This is a genomic window from Methylomonas stagni (genome assembly GCF_050154735.1).
Classification (GTDB): domain Bacteria; phylum Pseudomonadota; class Gammaproteobacteria; order Methylococcales; family Methylomonadaceae; genus Methylomonas; species Methylomonas koyamae_A.
The window spans coordinates 2,452,535-2,477,097 of the sequence record NZ_CP189557.1 but is presented as its reverse complement, the minus strand read 5'-3'; the positions used below and the strand labels follow the sequence as shown (position 1 = coordinate 2,477,097).

The window sequence follows — 24,563 nt, the reverse complement described above, 5'->3', positions numbered from 1 at the left end:
GTCGCTACGGAGGAATCATGATTGACGAAATCGTGAGTGTATCTATCGGCGCATTTGGGAACGCCTATGCGGCCGCGAAGCGCCGGTATGGCGGCCGGCGTTTGGCCTACTTCGTCGCCGCGCTGGTGATGTTGAGCTTCGGCGATACGCTGTTGCCGCTGATTGGTCACGGCGTGCACGTGGCGATAGAAATCGTCGAGTGGCTGTTGGAGCATTGGTTGGAGGCCGCCTTCGGCTTATCGCCGCGCCAAGCGGAATTCGCGGTGTTTTGGCTGGGCATCGTCGTGATCGGTTACGGATCGTGGCGGGTCGCACGGGCCGCGTATCTGGCCGCGTTGACCTGGTGGCGCGATTTGGCGGCGCGTTGGCGGGCAAACTCGGCGGGGCGGGCGTATTGGCCGGCCTTGGCGCGCTCGGCCTTGGTGTTCGGCGCACTCGGCTCAACGCTGTTGATGTTCACTTGACAGTAACGGCGGTGATGTCGCGCCGGCCATCATGAAACGTGGCTGCGGGAGTTGCCCGGCTGGATACGGTCTTGGGATCGGCGCGCGCGTTCGAACGACTTTAATGGGGCCGGCACCTGCCGATTCGTCAATCCATCAGGACTCGTGAAACGATGCGGACCTTACAAGCATTTTTGAGCCGACTGTTGGCGCTGCCGGAAACCGGACCGGTTCCGGACCCGCCGGCGAATTTGACCGAACTCGCCGACCGTTTGGGTCTGCGTCTCGAGCCGGCGGTACTCACGCCGAATGCCGCCGCCGAAACCTCGGCGCCGCAAACCCCGTTGCTGGCCGAACTGGCCGAGCGGGAGGGGTGGTTGGTGTTGTCGGGCTTTCGGGCCGGTTCGGTGCGGGTCGCGCTGATTCACGGCGACGCCGTCGAAGAGCGTTTGATCAAGCCGGCCGAGGTCGCCGGCTTGCTAGGCTTGAGCGGCGACCGTTCGACCGGGTGGTGGCTGATACAAGCCAGAGCGCCGCTGGCCAATGCGGTGAGTCCCGCCGGCCACGGCCATCTGCCGCCTTGGCGGCGGTTGGTCGAGTTAATGCGCGCCGATTTACCCGATCTTTGGCTGGTGCTGGGGCTGGCCTTGGGCTCCGGCTTGCTGGCCCTGGCATCGCCGGTCGCGGTGCAGGCACTGGTCAACACCGTGGCGATGGGCGGCATGGGTCAACCCTTGCTGGTGTTGGCGATCATCCTGTTTTTCTTTTTGACCTTTGCCGGTGCGGTTCATGTACTCGAGGCCTATCTGGTCGAAATCGTCCAGCGCCGGGTGTTCGTGCGCTTGGCCAGCGATCTGGCCCACCGCTTGCCGCGAGTGCGGCGCGAAACCGGCGACGCTCACCACGGCGCCGAATTGGTGAACCGTTTTTTCGACGTGCTGACCTTGCAAAAGGCCGGTTCGGCCTTATTGCTGGACGGCTTGAGCACGCTGGTGCAAACCGGCGTGGGTTTGCTGATGCTGGCGTTTTATCATCCGTTCCTGCTGGCCTTCGACGTGGTATTGCTGCTCCTGATCGGCTTGATCGTGTTTGTATTGGGGCGGGGCGGCGTGAAAACCGCAGTTCAGGAATCCATTACCAAGTACGCGTTGGTGGCTTGGCTGGAAACCGTGGCCGCCAATCAGCAGATTTTCAAATTTTCCGGCGGGCCACGCTGGGCGGTCCAACGGACCGATGCGTTGTCGCTGAGCTATCTGGACGCCAAGCGCGGTCACTTTCGGGTGTTGCTGCGCCAAATCGTCGGTTCGTTGGCCTTGTACGCCGTCGCCAGCACCGGCTTGTTGGCGCTGGGCGGTTATCTGGTGATCGACGGGCATTTGACCTTGGGGCAATTGGTGGCCGCCGAGTTGATCGTGTCTTCGGCATTGATTTCGTTGATCAAGTTCGGCAAGCATCTGGAAGGGTTTTACGATCTGATGGCGGGGACCGATAAAATCGGTCATTTACTGGATTTGCCGTTGGAGCGCGGCGATGGCGAAGCCTTGCCGGCGGCCGGCGCGTTGGCGGTGAACGCGACCCGGCTCGGCTTTGCCTACGGCCAGCGCCGGCCGGTTTTCAACGACTTGAGCTTCGCGATCGGCGCTGGCGAAAAAGTCGCGCTGCTGGCCGGACATGCCGCCGGCAAGACCACCTTGGTCGAACTGCTGTGCGGCTTAAGGCCGGCGGCTAGCGGCCGGATTGAAATCGGCGGCGTCGAATTGGGACGCTTGCGCTTGGAAAATTTGCGGGACCGGGTCGCGCTGGTGGGTCGGTCGGAGTGGGTGGTCGACACCTTGTTCGAGAACGTGCGGCTGGGCCGGTCGGACATCGACGCCGAGGCGGTCAGGCAGGTCTTGGAGCGCTTGGGTTGGACTCGCTTCGGCTACGACGCGGCGCTCGACGCGCTGGCCACCGAGTTGACGGTGGGCGGCGCGCCACTGTCGGCCGCGCAAGGCCATTTGGTGCTGCTGGCCAGGGCGATGGCGGGCCGGCCCGGCATTTTGATCGTGGACGGCTTGCTTGACGACATGAGCCAGGACTGGCGCGACGCGGTGTTGGCGACCTTGTGCGCCGCCGACGCGCCGTGGACTTTGATCGTGACGACCGGCGTGCCGGCGGTGGCAAGCGGTCTGGCGCGCGTCATCGAGTGGGGAGGCGAGGGCGATGGACGAATGGCATAACCGCTTGTCGGCCCTGGCGGCCGCGCATACGCCGAGGACGGTCGGGCGTTGGGCGCGGGCATGCGTCTGGGTGTTCGTGCTGACGCCGCCGGCCTTGTTGGTGACGCCCTGGCAGCAAAACATCCACGCCAGCGGGCGGGTGTCGGCGTTCGCGCCGCTGGAGCGTCAGCAAACCGTCGAGGCGCCGGTCGGCGGCCGTATCGTGGCCTGGCATGTCAAGGAAGGGGACAAGGTCAAGGCCGGCGAAGTGTTGCTGGATATCGCCGATGTCGATCCGCGATTGTTGGAGCGTCTGGCCGGCCAACGCGACGCGGCCGCCGCCAAATTGGCCGCCAAGCAAGACGAGTTGGACGCCTACCGGCTGCAGCTCGACAATCTGCAAGCCACCCGGGATTTGCAGGTGGCGACCGCGCAATATCGGCTCGATGTCGCCAAGCAACGCGCCCGCGCCGCCGCCGAGGCGATTGCCGCGGCCCGTGCCACGCTGGATGCCGCGAGTTTGCAGCGCGAGCGTCTGCAACGCTTGCTCGGCGACGGCTTGGTGTCGCAACGCGAGTTCGAACTGGCCGAGCGCGACGGCGTCGTGGCCGGGCGCGGTCTGAACAGCGCTCAAGCCAGTCTGGAAGGCGCGCTGGCCGAGCAGCGCGCCGCCGAAGCCGAGATCGGCCGGATTCGCGCCGACGCCCAGGCCCGCATCGATTCGGCCAGCGCGGCGGCCAACAAAACCCAGAGCGAACTCGAGGACGGCCGCGCCAGCTTGCTAAAGGCCGAAGTCGATGTGTCCCGCCAACAATCGCAATCGATTACCGCGCCGCGCGACGGCAGTGTGTTGCGCCTGCTCGCCAATCCGCAGAGCGACTTGGTGCGCCAGGGCGATCCGCTGTTGGTGCTGGTGCCGGACCGCGACGTCAAGGCCGTCGAATTGTGGGTGGACGGCAACGACGCGGCGTTGATCACGCCCGGCCGCCACGCCCGTTTGCAATTCGAAGGCTGGCCGGCCTTGCAATTCGCCGGTTGGCCGGAAGTGGCGGTCGGCACCTTCGGCGGCAGCGTCGCCTTCGTCGACGCCAGCGACGACGGCAAGGGCAAATTCCGGGTTCTGGTGATACCGGACCCGGCCGACCGCGAATGGCCCAGCGAGCGTTTTTTGCGCCAAGGCGTGCGGGTCAAGGGTTGGATCTTGTTGAATCGGGTGACGATGGCCTACGAATTGTGGCGCCAGCTCAATGCGTTTCCGCCGCAACTGACCGTCGAGGCACCGATCAACGATCTGGTCAGGCAGAAGCTGAAATGAACAAGCGGCGAACTCACTACCTTGGCTTGCCAAACGCCTGCCCGGCGCTACGCGGCTTAGTCTTGCTGCTCGCGCTGGGCGGCTGCGCCGGCTATTTCGATACCGCCCCGGACCGCCAATTGGCCAAACGCGTCGAGGAGCGGCTGCAAACGGATCAAGGATTGAACTTGCCGGCGCTGTCCGCCGCGCCGCCGCAAACCGTCGAACAGGCTTTGCCGCGCTTCAAGGAACGCTTGATGACCAACTTGCCCAAAGCGCCGCCCAAATCCGTGCAACTCCGACCCGAGCGGCCGGCCGCCGAGCCGGAAGCCAGCCGGCGCCTGTCGATCGCGGCGGTGCGCGGCTTGGCGCTGGAAAACAATCTGGATTTGAAAATTGCTCAAATCGATCCCAAGCTGGCGCAATTGGCGGTCAGCGAGGAGCAAGCCAAATTCGACGATTTGATCTTCGCCAAGGCCAAGTACGGCCAGAAGAACACCCCGGCCGAGAATTTGGATGTCGTGACCTTTACGCCCAGCGACGCCGATTCGCCGCTGAAAAACGAAACCGATAAATTGACCGCGATTGCCCAACGCACCGAAGGCTTGGAACTGGAGGCCGGCGTGGTGATACCGCTGCGGACCGGCGCCAAGGTCACCATTAGCGCGCCGTTCGACGCCAAGAAGCAATATCGCGGCGTGGCTTCCGACCAATACCGCAACGCGCTGCGCTTTTCGATCAGTCAGCCACTGCTGCGCGACGCCGGCATCGCCAACAATGTGGCCGGCATCCGCATCGCCCGCTACGAGCAACAAGCGGTCGACGTCAAAACCCGTTTGCAGGCGATTCGGGTGTTGGCGGCGGTCGAGCGGGCGTATTGGAGTCTCTACGTCGCCTGGGGCGAGTTGGACGTGCGCCGCCAGCAATACGAAAATGCCGCCGGCAATCTGGCGATGGTCAAAAAACGGGTCGGCGAAGGTCTGGCTGCCGCGGTCGAAATCAATCGCGCCGAGATCGGCGTCGCCGAGCGGCTGGAAACCTTGATCGTCGCCGAAACCACGCTGAAAACCCGGCAACGCCAGCTTAAGTTGCTGTTGAACGACGCCAATCTCGATTTGGATTCGCCGACGGTCTTGATCCCGGAAACCGAGCCGACCTTGTTGGAATTCGGCTTCGACCGGGAACAGTTGGCGGCGCGGGCCTTGGACGGGCGGCTGGAGTTGCTGGAACTGGAATTGAAGCTGGCCGCCGACGCCACCAAAATCGATTACCTGGAAAACCAGACCTTGCCGATGTTCATGCTGGATTATCAATATGCCGGCTTGGGGCGCGATACCGGTTCGATCAACGGCGCCTTCGATCAAACCCTGAGCGGACGCTATTCCGACTGGTCGATCGGCTTGCGGATGGAAATTCCGTTGACCAATGAATTGCGCCGCGCCCGGCTGGACAAGGCGGTGCAGGAGCGTCTGCAACGCTTGACCACCAAGCAATTGCGCGAACTCAGCGTGCGCCGGGAGATTTACGATGCGCTGGACGTGTTGGGCCAGAACTGGCGGCGCATATTGGCCGCGCGGCAAAACGTGCTGTTGGCCGGCCTGAATTACGACGCCGAACTCAAGCAATTTCGGGAAGGCTTGCGGACGATGACCGAAGTGCTGGAAACCTTGACCCGGCTGGGTGAGGCGCAATTGCGCGAGGTCAGGGCGGTCGGCGATTATCAGGTGGCGCTGGTCGATCTGGCCTTCGCGACCGGCACCGTGCTCGGCCATAGCCGGGTCGATTTCGAGCAGGCGGCGGCGCGCTAACGCCGATTGCCGGATCGCCGCCGATTTGCTTTCCCGGCCGGCATTCTCAATAATCGCAAGCTGTTTTGACTGTCACGGATTGCGATTATGTTCGAACTTTACTTAGACAGCGCCGATCTGGGCGCGATTCAAGCGCTTGCCGTCAGCTTGCCGCTGGCTGGTGTAACGACCAATCCGACCATTTTGGCCAGTAGCGGTCAAGGCTTGCAGCAATGGCTGCCGGCCCTGGCCGATATTTTCCGCGGACAGCTTCGGGTACACGTACAAGTCGTGGCGGTGACGACCGAAGCCATGGTCGCGGAAGCGCTCGAACTGGCGGCATTGCCCTACGACATTGTCGTCAAGATACCGGCGCATGCGCCTGGTCTGGCCGCGATCAAGCAAATCAAGCGGCAGCACGACATTCCGGTATTGGCGACCGCGATTTACCACGTGCAGCAAGGCTGGTTGGCGGCGCTGAACGGTGCGGACTATCTGGCGCCGTATTTGAACCGGATCGACAACCTGGGCCAGGACGGCCTCGGCGTGGTGGGCGACTTGCAAGCGCTGATCGACCGTTACCAATTGCCGAGCAAATTGTTGGTGGCCAGCTTCAAAAACGTCCAGCAGGTCTTGCAGGTCTTGAAGCTCGGCGTCGCGTCGGTAACGCTGCCGCCGGACATCGCCCGGGCCATGCTGGCCGCGCCGGCCACCGACCGGGCCGTCGAGAGCTTCTCGCTGGACTGGCGCGGCGTGCACGGCGAACGGCTGTCGTTTCAAAGTTAAGCCGGAACTACGATGCCAAGCGATGCGCACACGTCGTTCCGCTGGTGGCGGGCCGGCGATTTGGATGGCTTTTTCGGCCTGTTTGTCGATAACCTGATTCAACTGATCCTGATCGTCGTGCTGTGCGGCAATGTGTTGCAAATGCCGGGCGATCTGGTGTTTGGGCGAATTTTGCCCGGCGTCGCGGTGAGTCTGCTGGTCGGCAATGGCTTTTACGCCTGGCAGGCGCGCCGGCTAGCGTTGGCGACCGGCCAAGCACAAGTGACCGCGCTGCCCTACGGCGTCAACACCGTGTCCTTGTTCGCTCACGTGTTGTTCGTGATGAAGCCGGTGTTGGAGCAAAGCCACGACGCCGAATTGGCCTGGCGGGTTGGTTTGGCGGCCTGCCTGGGTTCCGGCGTCATTGAGCTGGCCGGCGCCTTTCTGGCCAGCTGGGTTAAGCGCATCACGCCGCGCGCGGCCCTGCTGGCGACGCTGGCCGGCATCGCAATCACGTTCATTGCCATGGATTTTTGCTTTCGGATATTCGCTCAGCCCTTGGTCGGCTTGCTGCCGCTGGCGGTGATTCTGCTGCAGTACATCGGCCGATTGCGCCTGCCCTTCGACGTGCCGGCCGGTCTGGTCGCGGTGGTGTTGGGCACCGGGTTGGCTTGGGGCTTGGGGCGGATGGATGCCACCGCGTTGAACGCCGCGTTCGCGCTGAATCCGCAATGGCCGGCGTTGTATCTCGGCGATTTGCTGGAAGCGACTTTCTCGAACTATTTGCTGCAATTTCTGCCGGTCATCGTGCCGATGGGCTTGTTCAACCTGATTGGCTCGCTGCAAAATCTGGAAAGCGCCGAGGCGGCCGGCGACCGCTTCGGCGTGCGCAGTTCGCTGGCGATGAACGGCGTCGGTACGATCGCGGCGGCCTGCTGCGGCAGCGTATTTCCGACCACGATCTACATCGGCCATCCCGGCTGGAAAAAGATGGGCGCCGGCGCCGGTTATTCGGTGGCCAACGGCGTCGCCATCACCCTGCTGTGCCTGTTGGGCTTGGTCGGCTGGGTGGCGGCGTTGGTGCCGGTCGAGGCCGGAGCGGCGATTTTGCTGTGGATAGGTATCACCATCGCCGCCCAAGCCTTTCAGGCCACGCCGGCCGACCATGCCCCGGCCGTCGTGGTCGGTTTCTTCCCGGCCCTGGCGGGTTGGGGTCTGTTGATGCTGGAAAGCGGCTTGCGTGCCGCCGGCGCCAACGTCGAAACGGTCGGCTTGACCGCGTTGACGCAACAGTTGCCCATCGGCGGCTTGATTGCGCTGGAACGCGGTTTTATTTTCACGTCGATGATTTGGTCGGCGCTGACAGTCTGTTTAATCGAAGCTCGCTACCGCGCCGCCGCTTATTGGGCGCTGGCCGCCGCCGCGATCAGCGCCACCGGCCTGATGCACGGTTACGCGATCGCCGGCGGCGCCATCGTCAACGCCTACGGCCCGGCCACGACCTGGCCCTTCGTCGCAGGCTACGCGGCGATGGCGGCGGCGTTTTGGATGGGCGGCTGGCGGGCGCCCTGCAAAAATCGGGAGTACAAATCTAGATTTGTACTCCGGCAAATTGCCTGCGTCGCTTGGCGGCTTTGAGTTGATCGCGGTATTGGTTAGGCCTCAGTCATCCGCCAAGTCTTTGCCATCAATCACTTTGCGTGGAATGACGTTGTTCGCGGCTTTTCGTCGGCAGGCTACGCGGCGATGGCGGCGGCGTTTTGGATGGGCGGCTGGCGGGCGTCCGGGGAAAATCGGGAGTACAAATCTAGATTTGTACTCCATGACACGACGCTTGCTCTGGTGGACAAAGCCGACTGACCGGGAACTCGCTAGTAGAAAAATAGCGGATTTTCCGGCGAGAGCGGCGTTTCCGAGTGCAACTCCAGATGGGGGCGTCGGCTGATAGGTTGCAAAGCTTCTGGGGTTATCGCGCCTGAGATAAGTTTTCGCCATCCGCTTAGTCCATTCTCTTAAGATGCTGGCTCGGGGTCTGGTTGTCCGTTAGCCGGAGTACAAATCTAGATTTGTACTCCAAGCACGACGCTTGCTTTGGCGGATATTACCGACTGAACTGGAAACGCGCTAGCCGAAAATTAGCGGACTTTTCGGCGAGAGCGGCGTTTCGGAGTGCAAGTCCAGTTGGGTTCGCCGGCTGATAGGTTACGAAGCTTGGCGTTTATCGCGCCTGCGATAAGTTTTCGCCATCCGCCTAGTCCACACTCTAAATATGCTGGTTCTTGGTCCGGTTGTCCGTCTCCCGTAGTACAAATATAGATTTGTACTACCGATAAATTTCGTTAGACTCGGAAGAGGACTTTCCGGGGAGTTGAAGCCGATGTTTAAGAAAGGTCGACACGCGCCGGCGCATTTACAACTCGATCGCGCGCAATATTTCGTCACTGGTGCGATTTATCGAAGGCGGCCGCTACTGCGAGACCACGACGTTAAGCAATATTTGTTGGAAACCATGCGGGATTGTCTGGCCGAAAAAGCTTGGCAACTTGAACACTGGGTGATACTCGACAACCACTACCATCTGATGGCGACCAGCGCTCTTGGGAGCGACTTGCCGAAAATCTTCCGCAAACTCCACGTGTTGTCGGCCCGCTATATCCTGGACCGCCAACATTCCGAATTACCGATTTGGTGGAACTATTGGGACTACTGCCCGCGCGACGAACGCGACTACTACGTGCGCTTGAATTATCTGCTGAACAATCCGGTTAAGCACGGTTACGCGAGCCGCTTGGAGGACTACCCGTATTCCAGTTTTGGTCAAACCTTGGCGAGTTTGGGGCGCGAGCGTTTGGCCAGGCAATTTACCGAGCACGCCGGTTATCGTAGCCTGAATTTGCCGGAAGACCGGGACGATTAGCGGGAATACAAATCCTGAGTTGCACATCCAAGCTTTGATGCCCGCTAAAAATGGATGCGGTTTGGCGGTATTAAGTCCTAATCAAGGCTGGAATTCACGACCGTTGGGTTGGCGGCAACGCATTGTCGAAAGAAGACAACAAACTCAAAGCCGGCAACCGGCGCCAGCGACTCATTGGAGTACAAATCTGGATTTGTACGCCGCCTCGGTGACTTAGTCACTGAGGGCCATTAACCCCAGCGTTACATTGGCACCGTCCGCCGCCGTCAGCCGGTATCGCGGGCATTCCGATAACTAAAAAACGGTAGGTAATGGCTATGAGAGAACTAATCTTCGGTTTTGCCGAGAGCATTTTGCACATGAATCTGCGCGATCCGCACGACATCCCGTTCGCATTGCCGCTGATGTTGGCGGCGGGTTTGGGTTTTATACTGGGTTTTATCTTCATCCAACTGCTGGGCAACGAACAACGCCAACAGCGCGACGATTAGTCGCCGCCGGTCAGCAATCCCCGCAACGCGGCGGCGTCGAGGATTTCGATGCTGCCGCGCTGCAAATTCAACCAACCCAGGCTTTCGAAGCGCTTCAAGTGTCGGGACACCACTTCCCGCACCGAACCCAATTCCAGCGCCAGTTCCTGATGGGTTTTGTGGATCGTGGGGCCGTCGGCCGCCAACAGGGTTTGCGCCAGGCGCTGGTCGATGCTGGCGAAACTCAGCGCCGCCATCCGCTTGATCACGTCGGCCAGCCGCGTCGAGAAATTGCGAAACACGAATTCGCGGAAGAACGCCGACTGCTGCAGGCAGCGGTGGAACACGTGGGCCGGAATCGCGAAGGCGCTAACGTCGGTTTCGCTGTAACCCTCGGCCGGATACTGGCTGTCGCCGAGCAGGCAGGAGGTGGTCAGCACGCAGGAGTCGCCCGGCAACACCCGGTACAATAACACCTCGCGGCCGTCGGCCGACAAAATCTGCGCCTTGACGCTGCCGGACAGCAGCAACAAATAATGCTCGCAAGTCTTGCCCGGATAAAACACCTGCTGCCCCGCCGGTACTGTCACCAGCGTCGCCGCCGCCATCAATTGTTCCACCACCGCGTCCCGGCAACCGGCGAATTCCGGGAAGCGGTCTTTCCAGGCGTTGGCATGTTTGAGCATGGCGGTCTCCGGCGGGGATTTTTTGTGGCTGGATTATAAGGGGATTTTTTGGGTGGGTGAGCGTGGGGCTGTCGCGCGCTTGGTCGGTTTGTTAGAATGGATTTGACTCGGTATATCTCGCTGTAGTGTGTGATATACAGAACTACCTAATAACTAGTTGGGCACCTAGGGAGACATGACAAAGTGAACAAGAGGCAAGTGATAGCAGGTGGCGTGGCATTTCTAGTGATCACCGCCATTGTTCTTTGGGCTACCTATTCAGCATTTCAGTGGTTTCAGTCTTTGAATGCCAGCGTCGCAGCTGCACTAATCACTGCCTCATTGGGCCTATTTGGCTTGTGGTATGCGCAATGGCAATCGAAATCACGAGATATTGCAGAAAGTCATCGCGCCAGCAAAATTGAGGTGTACAAGATTTTCTTCGATCTTGTCGAGAAGTTCCAATCAATTGAGGTTGGCGACCTCAACGAGGAAAACCTCCCTGAGTGGTTGAAAGAGGATTACCAAAAACTCAATCGTGGCTTGCTGTTATGGGCCTCGCCTGGTGTGATAACCGCGTATCTTGATTTTCGAAGAGTCTCAGGGAGTGGAGGCGACATACTTAAAGCCGTAGACGCAATGTATCGTGAAATTCGGAAAGATCTTGGCAATAGTAACTATCAACTCAAACCTGGCGATTTAATAAGAATTGGCTTGAAAGACCCAGATGAATTCCGATGATTTCTTAGCCCGCGTAGGTACGATTAGCGGTAGCGTAATCGTACGCATGTTGTTGAATTTGCCGCGACTGATTTTAATGTCGGGTCTCGGCCCGACAGCCGAGTTTCTTTCTTTTGCTTGGCCAAAAGAAAGAAACCAAAGAAAAGGCCACCCCATGCCGCTTGAATCACTCGGCACATCCTTGTGCCTCGCCCTGCGGGTGCTATCGCATGCAAATCGGCTATCCTGCCGATTTGTCCTGCGCTCCTGCGGGTTTGAGCGGGGTTTTCGGAAGGGCTATCCATAGCCCTCCGAAAACGCGCGGCATCCCTGCCGCGCCCCTGTCGGGCGAATCCGCTCAAACCCTCCGGTGCTCGGCGCGGCATCAGGGGACAACTCCCGTCGCGATTGTAACGTTGCTCAATCAGCCCGCGTAGGTACGATTAGCGGTAGCGTAATCGTACGCATGTTGTTGAATTTGCCTGCGACTGATTTTAATGTCGGGTCTCGGCCCGACAGCTGCGGAGCTTGGCGTCATGGGATCGTCGCATTGGAGTACAAATCTAGATTTGTACTCCGGCCGCGTGGCTTGGGCGGCTCCAGCCCGCGTAGGTACGATTAGCGGTAGCGTAATCGTACGTATGTTGTTGAATTTGCCGCGACTGATTTTAATGTCGGGTTTCGGCCCGACAGCCGAGTTTCTTTTTCTACGAAAACCATCTCTGGTTTTCGCCCAGCGGGCCAGCCTATCGGCTGTTCAAATTCGTTCCAGACGAATTTGTGCTTGGCCTCGGCAATTGCTCCTGCATTGCTCTACCTCCTGCATCCATGCAGTCGAAAGAAAAGTATCCAAAAGACAAATCCGCCGGGAGCGGATTTGGACGCCATTCTTCTCCGTTCCACTAGCAATGTTGCCTGTCTCGTTTTTTGTGTACGGCCATCGGTTTGGTGCAGCTAAGGTGGCCGCGGACTTCTTGAAATCGTGGTCTGCCCGCTTGCCGCAACTCATCAGTCGGCACTGGACAGCTTGTGCGAGACTTTGTTGGACTTTGTTGGACTTTGTTGGACTTTGTTGGACTTGTTGGACTTGTTGGACTTGTTGGACTTGTTGGTATTGGCGTTGGTCGAGATTCGGCCCAAACTATCCTGTCATCAAGGTCGCTGGCCATTGCTGAGATGGAAATCAAACGCCATGTCGAACGGCGACTGGCCGATTCGGCGCTGAATGCAAGCGGCATTGCCCAAGCCGTCGGACCGTCGCCGCGCTATATCAATGCCCTGTTCGAACAAGAACAGCAATCTCTGATGCGCTATGTTCTGCAGCGAGGCTTGGAGCGTTGCCATCAAGCGATCGCGCAACGGCAAACGGCGGGATTGACGATTTCGCGGATTGCCTTTCGTGGGAGCTTTAACGACTTGGCGCATTTCAGCCGGGTATTTAAAAAGCAATATGGCGTGTCGCCCAGCGCATTGAAATTAGCGGAGTAGACTTAGAACCAGATTGTTCTAGTGCAAACGTCTGTTCGATGAGGCCTCTTTGAATTGCAGGGGAGGGCAGTAAAACCCAGGTCATTGCCCGCCGACCATCTGTGCCAATCTGACCAAGGCCTGATTGACCCGTTCGTCCCAATCCACCGCGCAATTCAGGCGGATGAAATTGCGGTATTTTTGCGTCGCCGAGAACATTGGACCGGGCGCGATGCTGATGCCTCGCTCCAATGCTCGCCGGCTCAGCGCCGTCGCATCGACCGTTTCCGGCAACTCCACCCAGATCACGAAGCCGCCCTCCGGCTGGGTCATGCGGGTGCCGAGCGGAAAATAAGCGCCGATGGCCGCCGTCATTCTGTCCACCGCTTGCCGGTATTGGTTGCGCGCTTGACGCAGATGCCGTTCGTAGCCGCCTTTGGCCAGCATTTCCGCGACCGTCAATTGCGCGTGAGTCGGCGTCGCCAGATTGCCGACGTATTTCAGGTACTCGGTTTGCTCCAGGTACGGTCCCGCCACCAGCCAACCCACCCGTAAACCGGGGCACAGCGATTTGGAAAACGACGAGCAATACAACACCCGGCCTTCGCTGTCCCAGCTTTTCGCCATAGCCGGCCGTTGCGGGCCGAAACCCAAGTCGCCGTATATATCGTCTTCGATCAGCGCGATTTTATGGCGGTTGACCAACTCTACCAGCGCGCGTTTGCGTTCGTCGCTCATGCAGTAGCCCAAGGGGTTGCTGTAATTGGGCACCGCGATACACGCCTTGATCGGCCATTGCTCGCAGGCCAGTTGCAGTGCGTCCAGCGCGATGCCATCGCGCGGATGGGTCGGAATCTCGATCGCGCGCAGTGATAACGATTCGATGACTTGCAACAGCCCGTAAAAGGTCGGCGATTCGACGGCGACGATGTCTCCCGGCTTGGTAACCGCCCGCAAGGCTAGCGTCATTGCTTCCTGGCAGCCGTTGGTGATCAGGATGTCGTCGGGATCGACCGGGCAGCCCTGTTCCGACATGCGCCTGGCAATTTGCCGGCGTAATTCCGGTTCACCCGGTGGGAACTCGTAATTGGCAATGCGCTGACTGTAACGGCGGGCGACACTGGCCGACAGCTGGGCCATTTTTTGTGTCGGTAAAAATGCCGCCGCCGGCACCGCCGCGCCCAATTGCACGATCTTCGGATCGTTGGTGGCCTTGACCAGACGCAATACCCATTCCTGACCCGTCACCAGCGTTGGTTCGCGCGGCGGCGCCGACATCGTTGGTTCATGCAGCGAACTGCGTGGGCGCGGTTTGACGTAATAGCCAGAACGCTGCCTGGCTTCGAGATGGCCCTGATCCTCCAGCAAACGCAAGGCGCTGACCGCCGTCGCGGTGCTGACTTGGTGCTGCCGGCTAAGCTGGCGTACGCTGGGCAGGCGTTCCCCTGGCCGGTACAGATTCTGGGCGATGGCGTTATATAAATGTTCGGCGAGGTTTTCGTAACGAAGATTCATGGCGGCGGGCAATACAGTTTCGGCGTTTGGCAACCGATACAATTCAATTGTGGTCAAAATTGTATCGATATAATTAACTGAGTTTGCATCTGTATCGATTGCCGGATCATAGCCTAAAGTAGCGCCTCCAACCAACTCATTAGAACAGCTCAGGAGGATACGATGGTCAAGCAATCGGTAACTTGGTTGAACGGCCAACTGCTACCCACAGAACAGGCGACCGTTCCGGTCAACGACCACGGTTTGTTATACGGCGACGGCGTGTTCGAAGGCATACGCTTTTACAAGCGCCGTGCCTTCCGTCTGCAACGGCACTTGCAGCGGCTACAGCTGTCGGCGCGGGCGATTGCGCTGGCAATACCACTCTCCACCGAAGAATTGAATGCCGTGATCGAACGACTGATCGAAGCGTTTGCCGACGATGACGGCTATATCCGTTTAATGGTCACACGCGGCGCCGGACCGCTGGGCTTGAATCCCAATAGCTGTTCGCAGCCCAATGTCATCGCCATCGCCGACCAGTTGACGATGATTGCAATCGCTGAACAACAGGCCGGGGCGCGGCTAATCGTGTCCTCGGTACGCCGCTTGCCGGCCGACGGCCTCGATCCGCGCATCAAAAGCCTGAATTATTTGAACCACATTCTGGCCAAAATCGAAGCCAACCATGCCGGTGCCGACGAAGCGATATTACTGAATGCCCAAGGGCGGGTGGCCGAAGGCACCGCCGACAACATCTTCCTCGTCCGCGACGGCCGCTTGCTGACGCCGCCGTGCAGCGAAGGCGCGCTGGAAGGCATCACCCGAGAATTGGTGTTAAAGTTGGCGCAAGACAATGGTATCGAAACCAGGGAGCAGCCATTGGGCGTGTACGACCTCTACGCCGCCGACGAATGTTTCTTGACCGGCACCGGGGCGGAACTGATTCCGGTCGCCAGTATCGATTGCCGATCATTGCCTGGTTGCCCCGGCCCGGTATTCCAACGCTTGCAACAGGCTTTTCGGCGGATCATAGACCAAGAGTGCGGAGTGGTCTTATGAATTTATTGGAAAATTTGCAGTTGCAGGCGCGATACAGCCAGTGGGTCAATCAGCGTCTGTACGACACCTGCGCTACTTTGAATGACGATGATCGCAAACAGGATAGGGGCGTATTTTTTCGTTCCATCCACGGCACCTGGAACCATTTGCTGCTGGGCGATTGCGTCTGGCTGGCCCGTTTGCAAGGCCAACCGGTACCTTACTAACGCTTGGATTTGCAGCTTTACGCCGATTTTGCCGAATTGCGGGTGGCGCAAACCGATTGCGACCAAGCCTTGCTGGATTGATGCTAGGCTTGCAAGCCGACGACTTGCAACGGCGCATCGCCTTGTCTAGCGGGCTGGACAAAGTGCTAAGCGTAGCGATTGTGTTGACCACTTTGTTCAACCACAAAACTTGCCCAAGGCCAGTTGCCGTTTCCCAGAGCCATTCAAGCCAGTGTCCGCGAAATTGTCCTGTTGGAAGAAGGAGAAGGCTGGAAGTTATACGGCAAGACCGGCTGGCAAAATGCGCCGGGTCCGGGAGTCGGTTGGTGGGTCGGATGGAGAAGCAAGACCGCGTTTACACCTTTGCATTGAATATGAATATGCGCAATGCGGCCGACGCCGGCAAGCTCGTAGAGCTGGGTAAAAGCGCGCTTAAAGCGTTGGGGGTAATGTGAGAACGACGACGCCTAACCGGACAACGATTGGGATGCCGGTAAATTTGCCGCGACGATTGTCGATGCGCCGTATCTTTTAGCACCTGGAGACTTACCATGATTGAACAATCAACTCTAAAAGACGCCGAACGCGTCGTTCGCGTGCTGATGGCGATCATTCTGCTCACTGCCGGCACCAGCAAGTTTTTCAGCCACGGCGGTTTTTTCGAATACTATGCGGGGTTGTTTCAAGGCGGACTGCGAATCCGGCTTCCCGCATGGCTGGTGAATGCTTATCTGCAGGCCATACCGTTCATCGAAATCGGACTCGGCTGCGTGCTTCTCAGCAATCGCCATAAAGTACTCGCCATTTACGGCTGGTTCGCCTTCATGCTAAGCCTGCTCATCGGTCACTACATCCTGCAAGAATGGTCTTCCGTCAATCAGATGCTCGACTATTTCTTTCTAGGATTGCTTTGCCTGGTATTGCCCAGGCATCAATCGTGGCTTAGACGGGACATTGCATGACTGACCGGCGGATCCGGACGCTAGGGTTTGCTCTAGGTGTGCAGCGTGAATTTTAGACCACTGACGCGTGTTGTCGCGGTCCTGCTTTTGCTTTCCGGCGCTGTGTTGACTGGCTACTATGCCAACGAAATCCGTGTTGCGCGTAGCGAGACGCCCAAAATTCTAGCCGTAGCCTGGCAAACCCACGGCAAACGGATCAGCTTACGGGATCTGCCGCTCCAACGTTTGCAATGGCTGCTGGCGATCGAGGATCCGGCCTTTTTCGAACACCATGGGGTGGACCTCTACACACCGGGTGCGGGCATGACGACGATCAGCCAGGGCTTGGTCAAGCTGTTATATTTTCCAGACGGATTTCAGAAGGGTATCGCCAAGATTCGCCAAACCTTGATAGCCCGGTACGCATTCGATACGCTGGTGTCGAAAGAAGAACAACTGGCGTTGCTGCTGAATACCGCATACCTGGGGCAAGTGAACGGTGTCGCGATTTATGGTTTTTCCGCCGCCGCCGAAACCTATTTTCACCGGAATTTTGCCGCCCTTTCGGATGGAGAATTCAAGTCGCTGGTAGCCATGCTTGCCGCTCCGGACCGGTTCGTTCCCGGTTCTTCCGCGCTGCTTGAGCGCACCGCACGAATCAACGCATACCTGTCGGGCGCGTACCAACCGGCGAGCGTTCTGGATACAGAGTACGACGGTAAGACTAAAGGCTCGCTCGGAGAAGAGATCTTTATGGCTATGCTACGGCTCATCACTGACGCAAAACCGCAGATTCAAGCCAATTCAGCGGTCGGACACAGCCAACCCGTAATTCCGTCAGGCCCGTCACATTAAGTCAGGCTCGGTGAGTCACATTTGAAATGGTCTAATAATCCCGGACGCTTCTAAAGGCAGAATTCATACTACTTAAAAAGGTGGTCATAAGTAACGACAAAAACGCCGGATTCAGGATCAACGTTTGTCATTAAAACCGTCAATGGCAAGGTTCGAAAAAAAGGCAAAGGCTTGAGCTTTTTATACAATGTCGCCACGGCTTCGATCGCCGCCGTACCGGTCAGTGCTCAGGAAGCTCCCTTCATTTTCAAGCTGTTGACTGCAGACTTTCAATCTGTGACTGTGCAAGGCCAGATGACGTATCGTGTGGCCGAGCCGGAAAGCATGGCCGAGATGCTGAATTACAGCCTGAAAAACGACGGTCTGACTTATGTTTCGGAAGACCCATTGAAACTGTCGGATATCAGCGGCGTCTGCAAGAGGCCGAACGGACGCTGAAAGCATTGGGCCGGTTTCAACTGCTGGAACGGCGTTTGCTGCCCAATTACCAGTTTGGACCAACTGATATCGTGGTCACCATCGGCCAGGATGGACTGGTAGCCAATACCCTGAAATATCTCGAAGGCCAGCCGGTCATTGCCATCAATCCCGATCCTGGCCGATGGGATGGGAAACTGCTGCCCTTCGAAATAGGGGAGTTACAATCAGCGGTGACGAAAACGATAGCCGGAAAATCGGCTTGTAAAACCATTACCTTTGCTGAGGCAAAGACCAATGATGGTCAACGCATTCTGGCAGTCAATGACCTGTTTGTCGGACCGAAAAGCCACACTTCGGCCCGATACCTGCTGTCGTGGAATGGCCGAGAGGAAACTCAATCATCGTCGGGCATCATTATCTCGACAGGCTTTGGCTCGACAGGCTGGTTTCAGTCGATCTTGGCAGGGGCCTTAGGCGTTTCCGGCAGCGAGTCCCATCCGCTTAAGAAGGGTTTTGCCTGGCATGAACAACGCTTGCAATTTACCGTTCGTGAACCGTTTCCGAGCCTGACTACCGGTACCAGCTTGGTATTCGGCGCCATCACACTCGCCACGCCGCTCAAACTGGAATCGCAGATGCCTGAAAATGGCGTGATCTTCTCGGACGGTATTGAAACCGACTACTTGGCATTCAATTCCGGTACCGTGGTGACGATCAGTTTGGCAGCGACTCAAGGGCAATTGATCGTTTGAATTTGGAATTTGACACATATTTAGGTATTTCAACGCCCCCGCCGGTTTCAAATTGAAACCAATCTGACGCCAACAACAAAAGACCAGCTTTGGCACTGATGGGTTTTTGAAGTATCAAATGCTCGGAACCGGCCATAGGACTAAGAGAAATAGTCAAATCTGGTGTACGGCTGAATTGAATCAGGCGGCCATCTGCTGGGTTTCTTCAGTTTTCCACGTTTCCGTGATGACAGCGATGCCGTCCTGAAAACGGATGCCCTCAATCACCTCTGGCAGGCGTTTAAATCCGCGTATCTTGCGCCAACTTTTTTCGGCGACCAGCGCCAGTCGGAACACCAAACCCAACAAGGTATTGCGGGACAGGCAATTCTTAGTGCAGGTCGTTCGATGGCAAATAAAATCAACAACTTGTTAATGCAAGTTTGGCTTTGAAGGAGGGTGAATGTTTTCTTCTGGGTTTTTGGACATCTTCTAATGGACTGTTCAATTTCTCGGCGCAAGCCCTCCCAACTGCATCATCCGGGCAAAAACGGACAGATTGCAAGGGTGCTTTTGACCTGTTGCTACGCCAACACTATGGTGGGGAAATTATTTCCGTTAGTCGTCTCCATTTCAAATAACCGGTTTCAAGGAACGTTAGGTTTCTATTGTCAACCGACTAAAGCGCTCAAGCGCTACCGGTTTTACGCCACTTAGTAACAAGACAAAAGCAACACGCGATTATGAATTGCATTTGAAATTAGGGGCGGAAATTCAAAGACGAAATTTCATTCAATATTGGGTTGGATAGAACCGGAGGCAAGATGTTAAACGAGCGACATTATTTTGATGGTTCCGCCAATGATGTTTTAAAGGTAGAAGGAGCCACTTCTCTGGCGGGTGTGTTGCAGCGACGCGCAGAATGTCATCCTCACCGGATTGCGTATACATTTTTGGATTATGGCGCATCAGGCCAGCATTCGCTGACCTATGGCGAACTGAATGCAAAATCCAGGCAATTAGCCGCATTGTTGCAGCAGATGGGTTTGCAAGGTGAGCGAGCCTTATTACTCTATCCGCCCGGCCTAGATTACATCGTAGCCTTTTTGCTTGCCTTTGTGCAGGGGCGATTGCTGTTCCGGCCTATCCGCCGAGTAATAATCGGCATATGCCCAGACTACAGGCCATTCTCGATGACAGCAAAGCCAAAATAATTCTTACCACCCAGCAAGTTGCCAAGAACATTCGTCATTTCCCCGGCGCCACGGGTAATTTGTTAGACAAGCATTGGTTGCAAACTGATGTCGTCGAACACAATGTCGATGCAAGCTCATGGCAGGCCCCTATCTTACAAGCGAAGGATTTGGCCTTTCTACAATACACCTCGGGCTCTACCGGCGACGCAAAGGGGGTGATGATTAGCCACGGTAACCTGATGGCTAATCAACAGTTAATCAAACGCCGATTTGGCCACGACGAACGGTCGACTGTGGTCGGTTGGCTCCCGCTTTATCACGACATGGGCCTGATCGGTAATGTCATGCAACCCCTGTATTGTGGCGCCAGTGCAATTTTGATGGCGCCGATGGCGTTTTTGGAAAAACCGCTACGCTGGTTGCAAGCCATTAGCGATTACCGTGCGCATACCAGTGGCGGTCCTAACTTTGCTTACGATTTGTGCGTCCAAAAAATCAATCGCGATGAATTGATGGGGATTGATCTGAGCAGTTGGCAATTGGCATTCAATGGCGCCGAGCCTATCAATCCGCTGACCTTGCAACGATTCAGCGACGCATTTAAGGCATGTGGATTCCAACGGCGTTCATTTTATCCCTGCTATGGCCTGGCCGAAGCAACATTACTGGCGACTGGCGGCGCTAAACAATCCCTTCCAAAGATTCGCGCATTCGATAAAGCCGCCTTAGAGCAAGGCATAGTCCATTCGATTGGTGATCATCAATTGAATGCCAGAAGCCTTGTAGGATGCGGAACCATCGATATTCATGATGGACAAGACTTGCGTATTGTCGATCTTGATAACGCCGCTTGTTGCCCGAATGGTCGAATCGGAGAAATTTGGCTGAGCGGTCCCTGTATCGCCCGGGGCTATTGGCAGAATCCTGACGTTAGCGGAAAAACATTTGTTTACGATGCCCATGGCCAACCCTGGTTACGCACGGGTGACTTGGGATTTATCGACGGTGGAGAATTGTTCGTTTCCGGGCGCCTGAAAGATCTGATCATTATTCGTGGCCGTAATTATTATCCGCACGATCTTGAGTACGCTGTCGAAGCTGCAACCGATGCTTTGAATCCTGCATCGACAGCGGCATTTTCGGTTGATGAAGGCGATGGCGAAAGGCTGATTGTGTTAGCCGAATTAAAACGAAATCGGGTCAGACAAGGTGATTATCGAAGCGAGTTCTCGGCTATCCGTGCCCGGTTGACCGAAGAATGCGGTATCCAAGCCGACCAGATTTTGTTTCTAAAACCCGGTGCCATTTTAAAGACCAGTAGCGGAAAACTTCGGCGAAACGCTTGCCGTGAGCTTTTTATCCAGCATGGGTTTGAATTTATCGCCATCGACAACTTACAAGTGACGAGTGAAATATCACAGTCTTTAGTGAGTGTTGATTCGGGGGCAAGCGAACGCCGCTTATTGCGCCAAGCGTTACTGGCGATAGATAGCGGCAACGCCGCCGATTTATTGGCGGGACATCTTGCGCTGAAAGCCTCGGCATTATCCGGATTGGCCGCAGGTACCGTCGAAACAAACCATACGCTATCGCAACTGGGCTTAGACTCGTTGAAAGCCGTGGAAATGAAATATTTCATTGACGAGTTGCTAGGCATCGATCTACCCATCACTGATTTACTCGGCAGCTCAACCTTATCTGTTTGTGCTGCAACTGCGCTGAGTCTGGCCAAACGTGCCGCCAACGCGCCTGTTTCGCTTGCCAACGCTGACATAGATGGGGCTTTGAACTCCGAGATGTCATACAACCAACAGGCATTGTGGACACGCGCGCAAATAGCGCCCAACAATGCATCGCATCACATGTTCATTGCATTGCAAATCAGGGACGAATTAAACCGCGAAGCGCTGGGGCGCGCACTGATTGAATTGCATCAGCGACATTCGCAATTGCGTGTTGGGTTTAAGCTAGGCACCGATCAACATCCGGTTTGTCTACCTCGTGATCGACTAGAGCCATGGCTGGAACAGGTTGACTGCCGTGATCACTCGCAGCAAATGAAGAATCTGCATAGTTTCTTCAACAAGCCGTTTGACCTAGAGCATGGACCGCTATTGAGATGCGGGGTATTCAGTTGTGATGATGACTATCCTGTTCTGGCATTTTGTGCGCATCATTTAATCGTCGATTTTCGTTCTCTGCAAGTATTGCTGACGGAGTTACAAACACTCTATTTAGCTCAAAGCGCCGGTCAGACATCTCTATTGCCATCCTCTACGTCGGTTTACTCGGATTATGTCGCATGGCAACGGAATTATCTGGACAGCGCTGCCGCCGAACAAGACTTGAACTATTGGCGGCGGCAGCTGGCTGGTGAGTTACCCAGGGTGGAGCTGCCAGGTGAACGATTATCTGCCGGTGCTGATTCAACCCAAAGCGCTGCGGAAACGCTACATATTTCGACTGAAACGTTGAATAAACTTAAGTGCTTGGCCGCAATTCATCACACCACGCTGTATACGCTGTTATTGAGTGTCTTTAAGACCCTGCTGTACCGCTATAGTGGTCAAACCGATCTAATCGTCGGCAGCCCAACCTTAGGACGACCCAAGCGCGAATTTGCAGATTTAGTGGGCTATTTCGTCAATCCAGTCGCATTACGTAGCCGACCTCATGGCGAACAGCCATTCTGCGATTACTTGGCTCATGTCAGTACCACCGTGCTGGAAGCACTCGATCATCAACATTATCCCTATGCGTTGTTGGTGGAAAAGGTTTTGCATCGCACTGCCAACGATATAGCACCATTTCGGACCTGGTTCGTGTTGCAATCCGCGGATGATCCTTTGGCGGCGGCACTTGCCTTGGGACAATCGAGTATTGCCGGCCAGTGGGGTGATGTTGCGGTTGCAACGGTTGCCTTGCCGGAAAGATCGGAAGAGTTCGATTTGGCCTTGTTATGCGCGGAAATTGATCAGGGTTTGAAGGTCGTGTTTAGCTATCGTTGTGACGTCATGAGCCGATTGACAGCACTGCGTATGCTGGGACATTTTCAATGTCTGCTGAACGGCATATTGGCGGAACCCACCGCCCGGTTGAGTCAATTACCGTTTTTGACTGTGCCGGAAAAACAGCAGCTGGCTGCATGGAATAGCACAACAACTTGTTACCCAGAGCACCCGAGCATCGTTGATCTATTTGAAGCGGCTGTAGATCGTCAACCCCAGGCAACGGCTTTGATATTTGGCGAGCAGCGAATTTCCTATGTCGAGTTAAATCAGCGAGCCAACCGGTTGGCGCATTATCTGATCGCACAAGGTGCCGGTCCGGAGCGTCGCATCGCATTAGGCATGCCCCGTTGCTCTGCCTTATTGATCGGCATGTTGGCCATCTTGAAAGCAGGTGCGGTCTATGTGCCGGTTGATCCAAGCTATCCCCAAGAACGGCAGACTTATTTGTTTCAGGATGCTGGGGCTGATTGGTTATTAACTGTGATGTCCTTGGCACCGGCTTTGGATTCCGGCCACTTAGTGAAAATCTGCGTCGACGAACCGCATGAGTTCGGCGCATACAGTGCGACTAACCCATCTGTTAAGCGATTTCCGACATCCGCTGCCTACCTGATTTACACCTCCGGTTCGACCGGTCAACCCAAAGGTGTGGTGGTCAGCCATGCCAATCTGTTGCATTCAACATTGGCGAGAAGCACTCACTATCGTGAACCGCTTGATTGTTACCTGCTATTACCGTCGTTTGCATTCGATAGCTCGGTGGCTGGCATTTTCTGGAGTTTAAGCCAGGGAGCTGCCCTTTGTTTACCTAACGACAACTTACTGAAAGAACCGCTTGGATTGGGTGCCTTGATTGAGCAAAACCAGGTCACTCACCTTTTAACCTTGCCTTCGTTATATCAAGTGTTACTGGAGCACGTTCCCAGCGTTGCTTTGCAAAGCCTGCATGCCGCCATTGTCGCAGGCGAAGCTTGCCCAGGCGTCTTGGCTGAACTCCATCACACGCGTTTACCGAACGTCGAGTTATTCAACGAATACGGTCCGACCGAAGCCACCGTTTGGTGCAGCGTATATCGCGTACAACCGACCGATTGCGATGCGACTCTGCCGATAGGCACTCCCATTGCCAATATGCGCATTCATATTGTCGATGCGGCGATGCAGCCTGTTCCAGTCGGTGTGGCAGGCGAGTTGCTGGTTGGCGGCGAGGGTATTAGCCGTGGTTATCTCGGCCAACCCGGTTTGACCGCAGAACGATTTGTACCTGATCCGTTCGCGCACAACGGCGGACGCTTATACCGAACTGGCGATCGGGTGAGGTATCGCGCGGACGGAAATATTGAATTTTTAGGGCGTTTCGATCAGCAAGTCAAAATCAGAGGCTATCGCATTGAACTCGGTGAAATCGAAGCCTGCTTATTGCGTCATCCAGGCGTGAATGCCGCCGCCGTCATCGTTCGAGAAGACACACCGGGTATGAAGCGTCTGGTCGCCTATTGGAGCGGTGATGCTTTGGTTCAGGATGCACTGAGGTCTCTGCTTAAGGATGGACTGCCCGACTACATGCAGCCATCGGCTTGGGTATGGCTTGAGTCCATGCCGTTGAATGCCAATGGCAAGCTGGATCGCAAAGCCCTGCCAATGCCGGAAATTCGGACCGACGATCAAGACACCTTTGTGGCGCCGCGCGACGAGGCAGAGGAAGCGGTAGCGTCTATCTGGCGTGAAGTCCTGGGTATTGATCGTTTGAGCATTCACGATGACTTTTTCGAGCTGGGAGGACACTCATTGGCGGGCGTGCAAGTGATGGCAAAAATACAGGAAATATTCGCAATCGATCTACCCGTCAACGTGTTGTTCGAGGCAACGACGCTAGCCAAATTCGTTGATCGCATGGCTGAGTGTCAGAGTGAGGAATGAT

The 24,563-nt window shown here is 56.5% G+C and carries 19 protein-coding genes and 2 pseudogenes; 18 read left to right on the top strand and 3 right to left on the bottom strand.

Annotation, left to right across the window (positions count from 1 at the left end; all coding sequences use genetic code 11):
* Positions 1-17: 17 nt before the first annotated feature.
* The 8 genes from ACP4CD_RS11485 to ACP4CD_RS11450 all read left to right on the top strand — a co-directional run bounded on the left by ACP4CD_RS11485 (position 18) and on the right by ACP4CD_RS11450 (position 9,895).
* On the top strand, positions 18-464 hold the full coding sequence (locus tag ACP4CD_RS11485) for a hypothetical protein (protein WP_426994629.1): 447 nt from the start codon (positions 18-20) through the stop codon (positions 462-464).
* Positions 465-616: 152 nt separating this feature from the next.
* Complete coding sequence (locus ACP4CD_RS11480) at positions 617-2,662, top strand: ATP-binding cassette domain-containing protein (RefSeq protein WP_426994628.1); 2,046 nt, start codon at positions 617-619, stop codon at positions 2,660-2,662.
* Complete coding sequence (locus ACP4CD_RS11475) at positions 2,646-3,956, top strand: HlyD family secretion protein (protein WP_426994627.1); 1,311 nt, start codon at positions 2,646-2,648, stop codon at positions 3,954-3,956. Before ACP4CD_RS11480 ends, ACP4CD_RS11475 begins: the two co-directional genes overlap by 17 nt.
* Positions 3,953-5,743 carry a TolC family protein gene (locus ACP4CD_RS11470; protein WP_426994626.1) on the top strand — a complete coding sequence of 597 codons (1,791 nt, stop codon included), beginning with the start codon at positions 3,953-3,955 and terminating at the stop codon, positions 5,741-5,743. The genes ACP4CD_RS11475 and ACP4CD_RS11470 overlap by 4 nt, the downstream gene beginning before the upstream one ends.
* A gap of 87 nt (positions 5,744-5,830) precedes the next feature.
* Positions 5,831-6,508, top strand: a complete 678-nt coding sequence (locus ACP4CD_RS11465; protein WP_426994625.1) for a transaldolase family protein — start codon at positions 5,831-5,833, stop codon at positions 6,506-6,508.
* A gap of 12 nt (positions 6,509-6,520) precedes the next feature.
* Positions 6,521-8,125: an NCS2 family permease gene (locus ACP4CD_RS11460; RefSeq protein ID WP_426994624.1), complete on the top strand. Its 1,605-nt coding sequence runs from the start codon at positions 6,521-6,523 to the stop codon at positions 8,123-8,125.
* A gap of 739 nt (positions 8,126-8,864) precedes the next feature.
* The gene (locus ACP4CD_RS11455) at positions 8,865-9,404 is read left to right on the top strand and encodes an REP-associated tyrosine transposase (protein ID WP_071154874.1); all 540 of its coding nucleotides are present in this window, start codon (positions 8,865-8,867) and stop codon (positions 9,402-9,404) included.
* A 317-nt stretch (positions 9,405-9,721) separates the two neighbouring features.
* Positions 9,722-9,895 carry a hypothetical protein gene (locus tag ACP4CD_RS11450; protein ID WP_426994623.1) on the top strand — a complete coding sequence of 58 codons (174 nt, stop codon included), beginning with the start codon at positions 9,722-9,724 and terminating at the stop codon, positions 9,893-9,895.
* On the opposite strand, the gene ACP4CD_RS11445 is transcribed toward ACP4CD_RS11450, so the two are convergent.
* Complete coding sequence (locus ACP4CD_RS11445; protein WP_064024537.1) at positions 9,892-10,560, bottom strand: Crp/Fnr family transcriptional regulator; 669 nt, start codon at positions 10,558-10,560, stop codon at positions 9,892-9,894. The genes ACP4CD_RS11450 and ACP4CD_RS11445 overlap by 4 nt on opposite strands.
* A 183-nt stretch (positions 10,561-10,743) precedes the next feature.
* Here ACP4CD_RS11445 and ACP4CD_RS11440 point away from each other — a divergent pair, with 183 nt between their 5' ends.
* Positions 10,744-11,280 (top strand): hypothetical protein, encoded by a 537-nt coding sequence (locus ACP4CD_RS11440; protein ID WP_426994622.1) that lies wholly within the window; start codon positions 10,744-10,746, stop codon positions 11,278-11,280.
* A 1,038-nt stretch (positions 11,281-12,318) separates the two neighbouring features.
* The gene (locus tag ACP4CD_RS11435; protein WP_426994621.1) at positions 12,319-12,747 is read left to right on the top strand and encodes a helix-turn-helix transcriptional regulator; all 429 of its coding nucleotides are present in this window, start codon (positions 12,319-12,321) and stop codon (positions 12,745-12,747) included.
* A gap of 81 nt (positions 12,748-12,828) precedes the next feature.
* Here ACP4CD_RS11435 and ACP4CD_RS11430 read toward each other — a convergent pair whose 3' ends face one another.
* Positions 12,829-14,241: a PLP-dependent aminotransferase family protein gene (locus tag ACP4CD_RS11430; protein WP_426994620.1), complete on the bottom strand. Its 1,413-nt coding sequence runs from the start codon at positions 14,239-14,241 to the stop codon at positions 12,829-12,831.
* Between the two features lie 162 nt (positions 14,242-14,403).
* On the opposite strand from ACP4CD_RS11430, the gene ilvE reads away from it, so the two are divergent.
* The 6 genes from ilvE to ACP4CD_RS11400 all read left to right on the top strand — a co-directional run bounded on the left by ilvE (position 14,404) and on the right by ACP4CD_RS11400 (position 18,456).
* Positions 14,404-15,282 (top strand): branched-chain-amino-acid transaminase, encoded by an 879-nt coding sequence (ilvE, locus tag ACP4CD_RS11425; protein WP_426994619.1) that lies wholly within the window; start codon positions 14,404-14,406, stop codon positions 15,280-15,282.
* A complete protein-coding gene (locus ACP4CD_RS11420; protein WP_426994618.1) occupies positions 15,279-15,488 on the top strand; it encodes a DinB family protein in 210 nt (69 codons plus the stop codon). The genes ilvE and ACP4CD_RS11420 overlap by 4 nt, the downstream gene beginning before the upstream one ends.
* Positions 15,489-16,039: 551 nt before the next feature.
* A complete protein-coding gene (locus ACP4CD_RS11415) occupies positions 16,040-16,450 on the top strand; it encodes a MauE/DoxX family redox-associated membrane protein (RefSeq protein ID WP_426994617.1) in 411 nt (136 codons plus the stop codon).
* A 45-nt stretch (positions 16,451-16,495) separates the two neighbouring features.
* Positions 16,496-17,284 (top strand): transglycosylase domain-containing protein, encoded by a 789-nt coding sequence (locus tag ACP4CD_RS11410; protein WP_426994616.1) that lies wholly within the window; start codon positions 16,496-16,498, stop codon positions 17,282-17,284.
* A 129-nt stretch (positions 17,285-17,413) separates the two neighbouring features.
* Entirely contained in the window at positions 17,414-17,722 is a 309-nt protein-coding gene (locus tag ACP4CD_RS11405) for an SPFH domain-containing protein (protein ID WP_426994673.1), read from the top strand.
* Positions 17,723-17,727: 5 nt separating this feature from the next.
* The gene (locus ACP4CD_RS11400; protein WP_426994615.1) at positions 17,728-18,456 is read left to right on the top strand and encodes a sugar kinase; all 729 of its coding nucleotides are present in this window, start codon (positions 17,728-17,730) and stop codon (positions 18,454-18,456) included.
* A 180-nt stretch (positions 18,457-18,636) separates the two neighbouring features.
* On the opposite strand, the pseudogene ACP4CD_RS11395 reads toward ACP4CD_RS11400, so the two are convergent.
* A pseudogene (locus ACP4CD_RS11395) lies at positions 18,637-18,852 on the bottom strand (IS256 family transposase); the annotation flags it as partial.
* Positions 18,853-19,259: 407 nt separating this feature from the next.
* Here ACP4CD_RS11395 and ACP4CD_RS11390 point away from each other — a divergent pair.
* Together ACP4CD_RS11390 and ACP4CD_RS11385 are read left to right on the top strand one after the other, a co-directional pair.
* A pseudogene (locus ACP4CD_RS11390) lies at positions 19,260-21,271 on the top strand (fatty acyl-AMP ligase); the annotation flags it as partial.
* Positions 21,257-24,562: a non-ribosomal peptide synthetase gene (locus tag ACP4CD_RS11385; protein WP_426994672.1), complete on the top strand. Its 3,306-nt coding sequence runs from the start codon at positions 21,257-21,259 to the stop codon at positions 24,560-24,562. The pseudogene ACP4CD_RS11390 and the gene ACP4CD_RS11385, both read left to right, overlap by 15 nt.
* Position 24,563 lies beyond the last annotated feature (1 nt).

Coding starts and splice junctions, on each gene's coding strand:
- ACP4CD_RS11485 (WP_426994629.1), top strand. CDS start 18: ATGATTGACGAAATCGTGAGTGTATCTATCGGCGCATTTGGGAACGCC.
- ACP4CD_RS11480 (WP_426994628.1), top strand. CDS start 617: ATGCGGACCTTACAAGCATTTTTGAGCCGACTGTTGGCGCTGCCGGAA.
- ACP4CD_RS11475 (WP_426994627.1), top strand. CDS start 2,646: ATGGACGAATGGCATAACCGCTTGTCGGCCCTGGCGGCCGCGCATACG.
- ACP4CD_RS11470 (WP_426994626.1), top strand. CDS start 3,953: ATGAACAAGCGGCGAACTCACTACCTTGGCTTGCCAAACGCCTGCCCG.
- ACP4CD_RS11465 (WP_426994625.1), top strand. CDS start 5,831: ATGTTCGAACTTTACTTAGACAGCGCCGATCTGGGCGCGATTCAAGCG.
- ACP4CD_RS11460 (WP_426994624.1), top strand. CDS start 6,521: ATGCCAAGCGATGCGCACACGTCGTTCCGCTGGTGGCGGGCCGGCGAT.
- ACP4CD_RS11455 (WP_071154874.1), top strand. CDS start 8,865: ATGTTTAAGAAAGGTCGACACGCGCCGGCGCATTTACAACTCGATCGC.
- ACP4CD_RS11450 (WP_426994623.1), top strand. CDS start 9,722: ATGAGAGAACTAATCTTCGGTTTTGCCGAGAGCATTTTGCACATGAAT.
- ACP4CD_RS11445 (WP_064024537.1), bottom strand. CDS start 10,560: ATGCTCAAACATGCCAACGCCTGGAAAGACCGCTTCCCGGAATTCGCC.
- ACP4CD_RS11430 (WP_426994620.1), bottom strand. CDS start 14,241: ATGAATCTTCGTTACGAAAACCTCGCCGAACATTTATATAACGCCATC.
- ilvE (WP_426994619.1), top strand. CDS start 14,404: ATGGTCAAGCAATCGGTAACTTGGTTGAACGGCCAACTGCTACCCACA.
- ACP4CD_RS11420 (WP_426994618.1), top strand. CDS start 15,279: ATGAATTTATTGGAAAATTTGCAGTTGCAGGCGCGATACAGCCAGTGG.
- ACP4CD_RS11415 (WP_426994617.1), top strand. CDS start 16,040: ATGATTGAACAATCAACTCTAAAAGACGCCGAACGCGTCGTTCGCGTG.
- ACP4CD_RS11385 (WP_426994672.1), top strand. CDS start 21,257: ATGAAATATTTCATTGACGAGTTGCTAGGCATCGATCTACCCATCACT.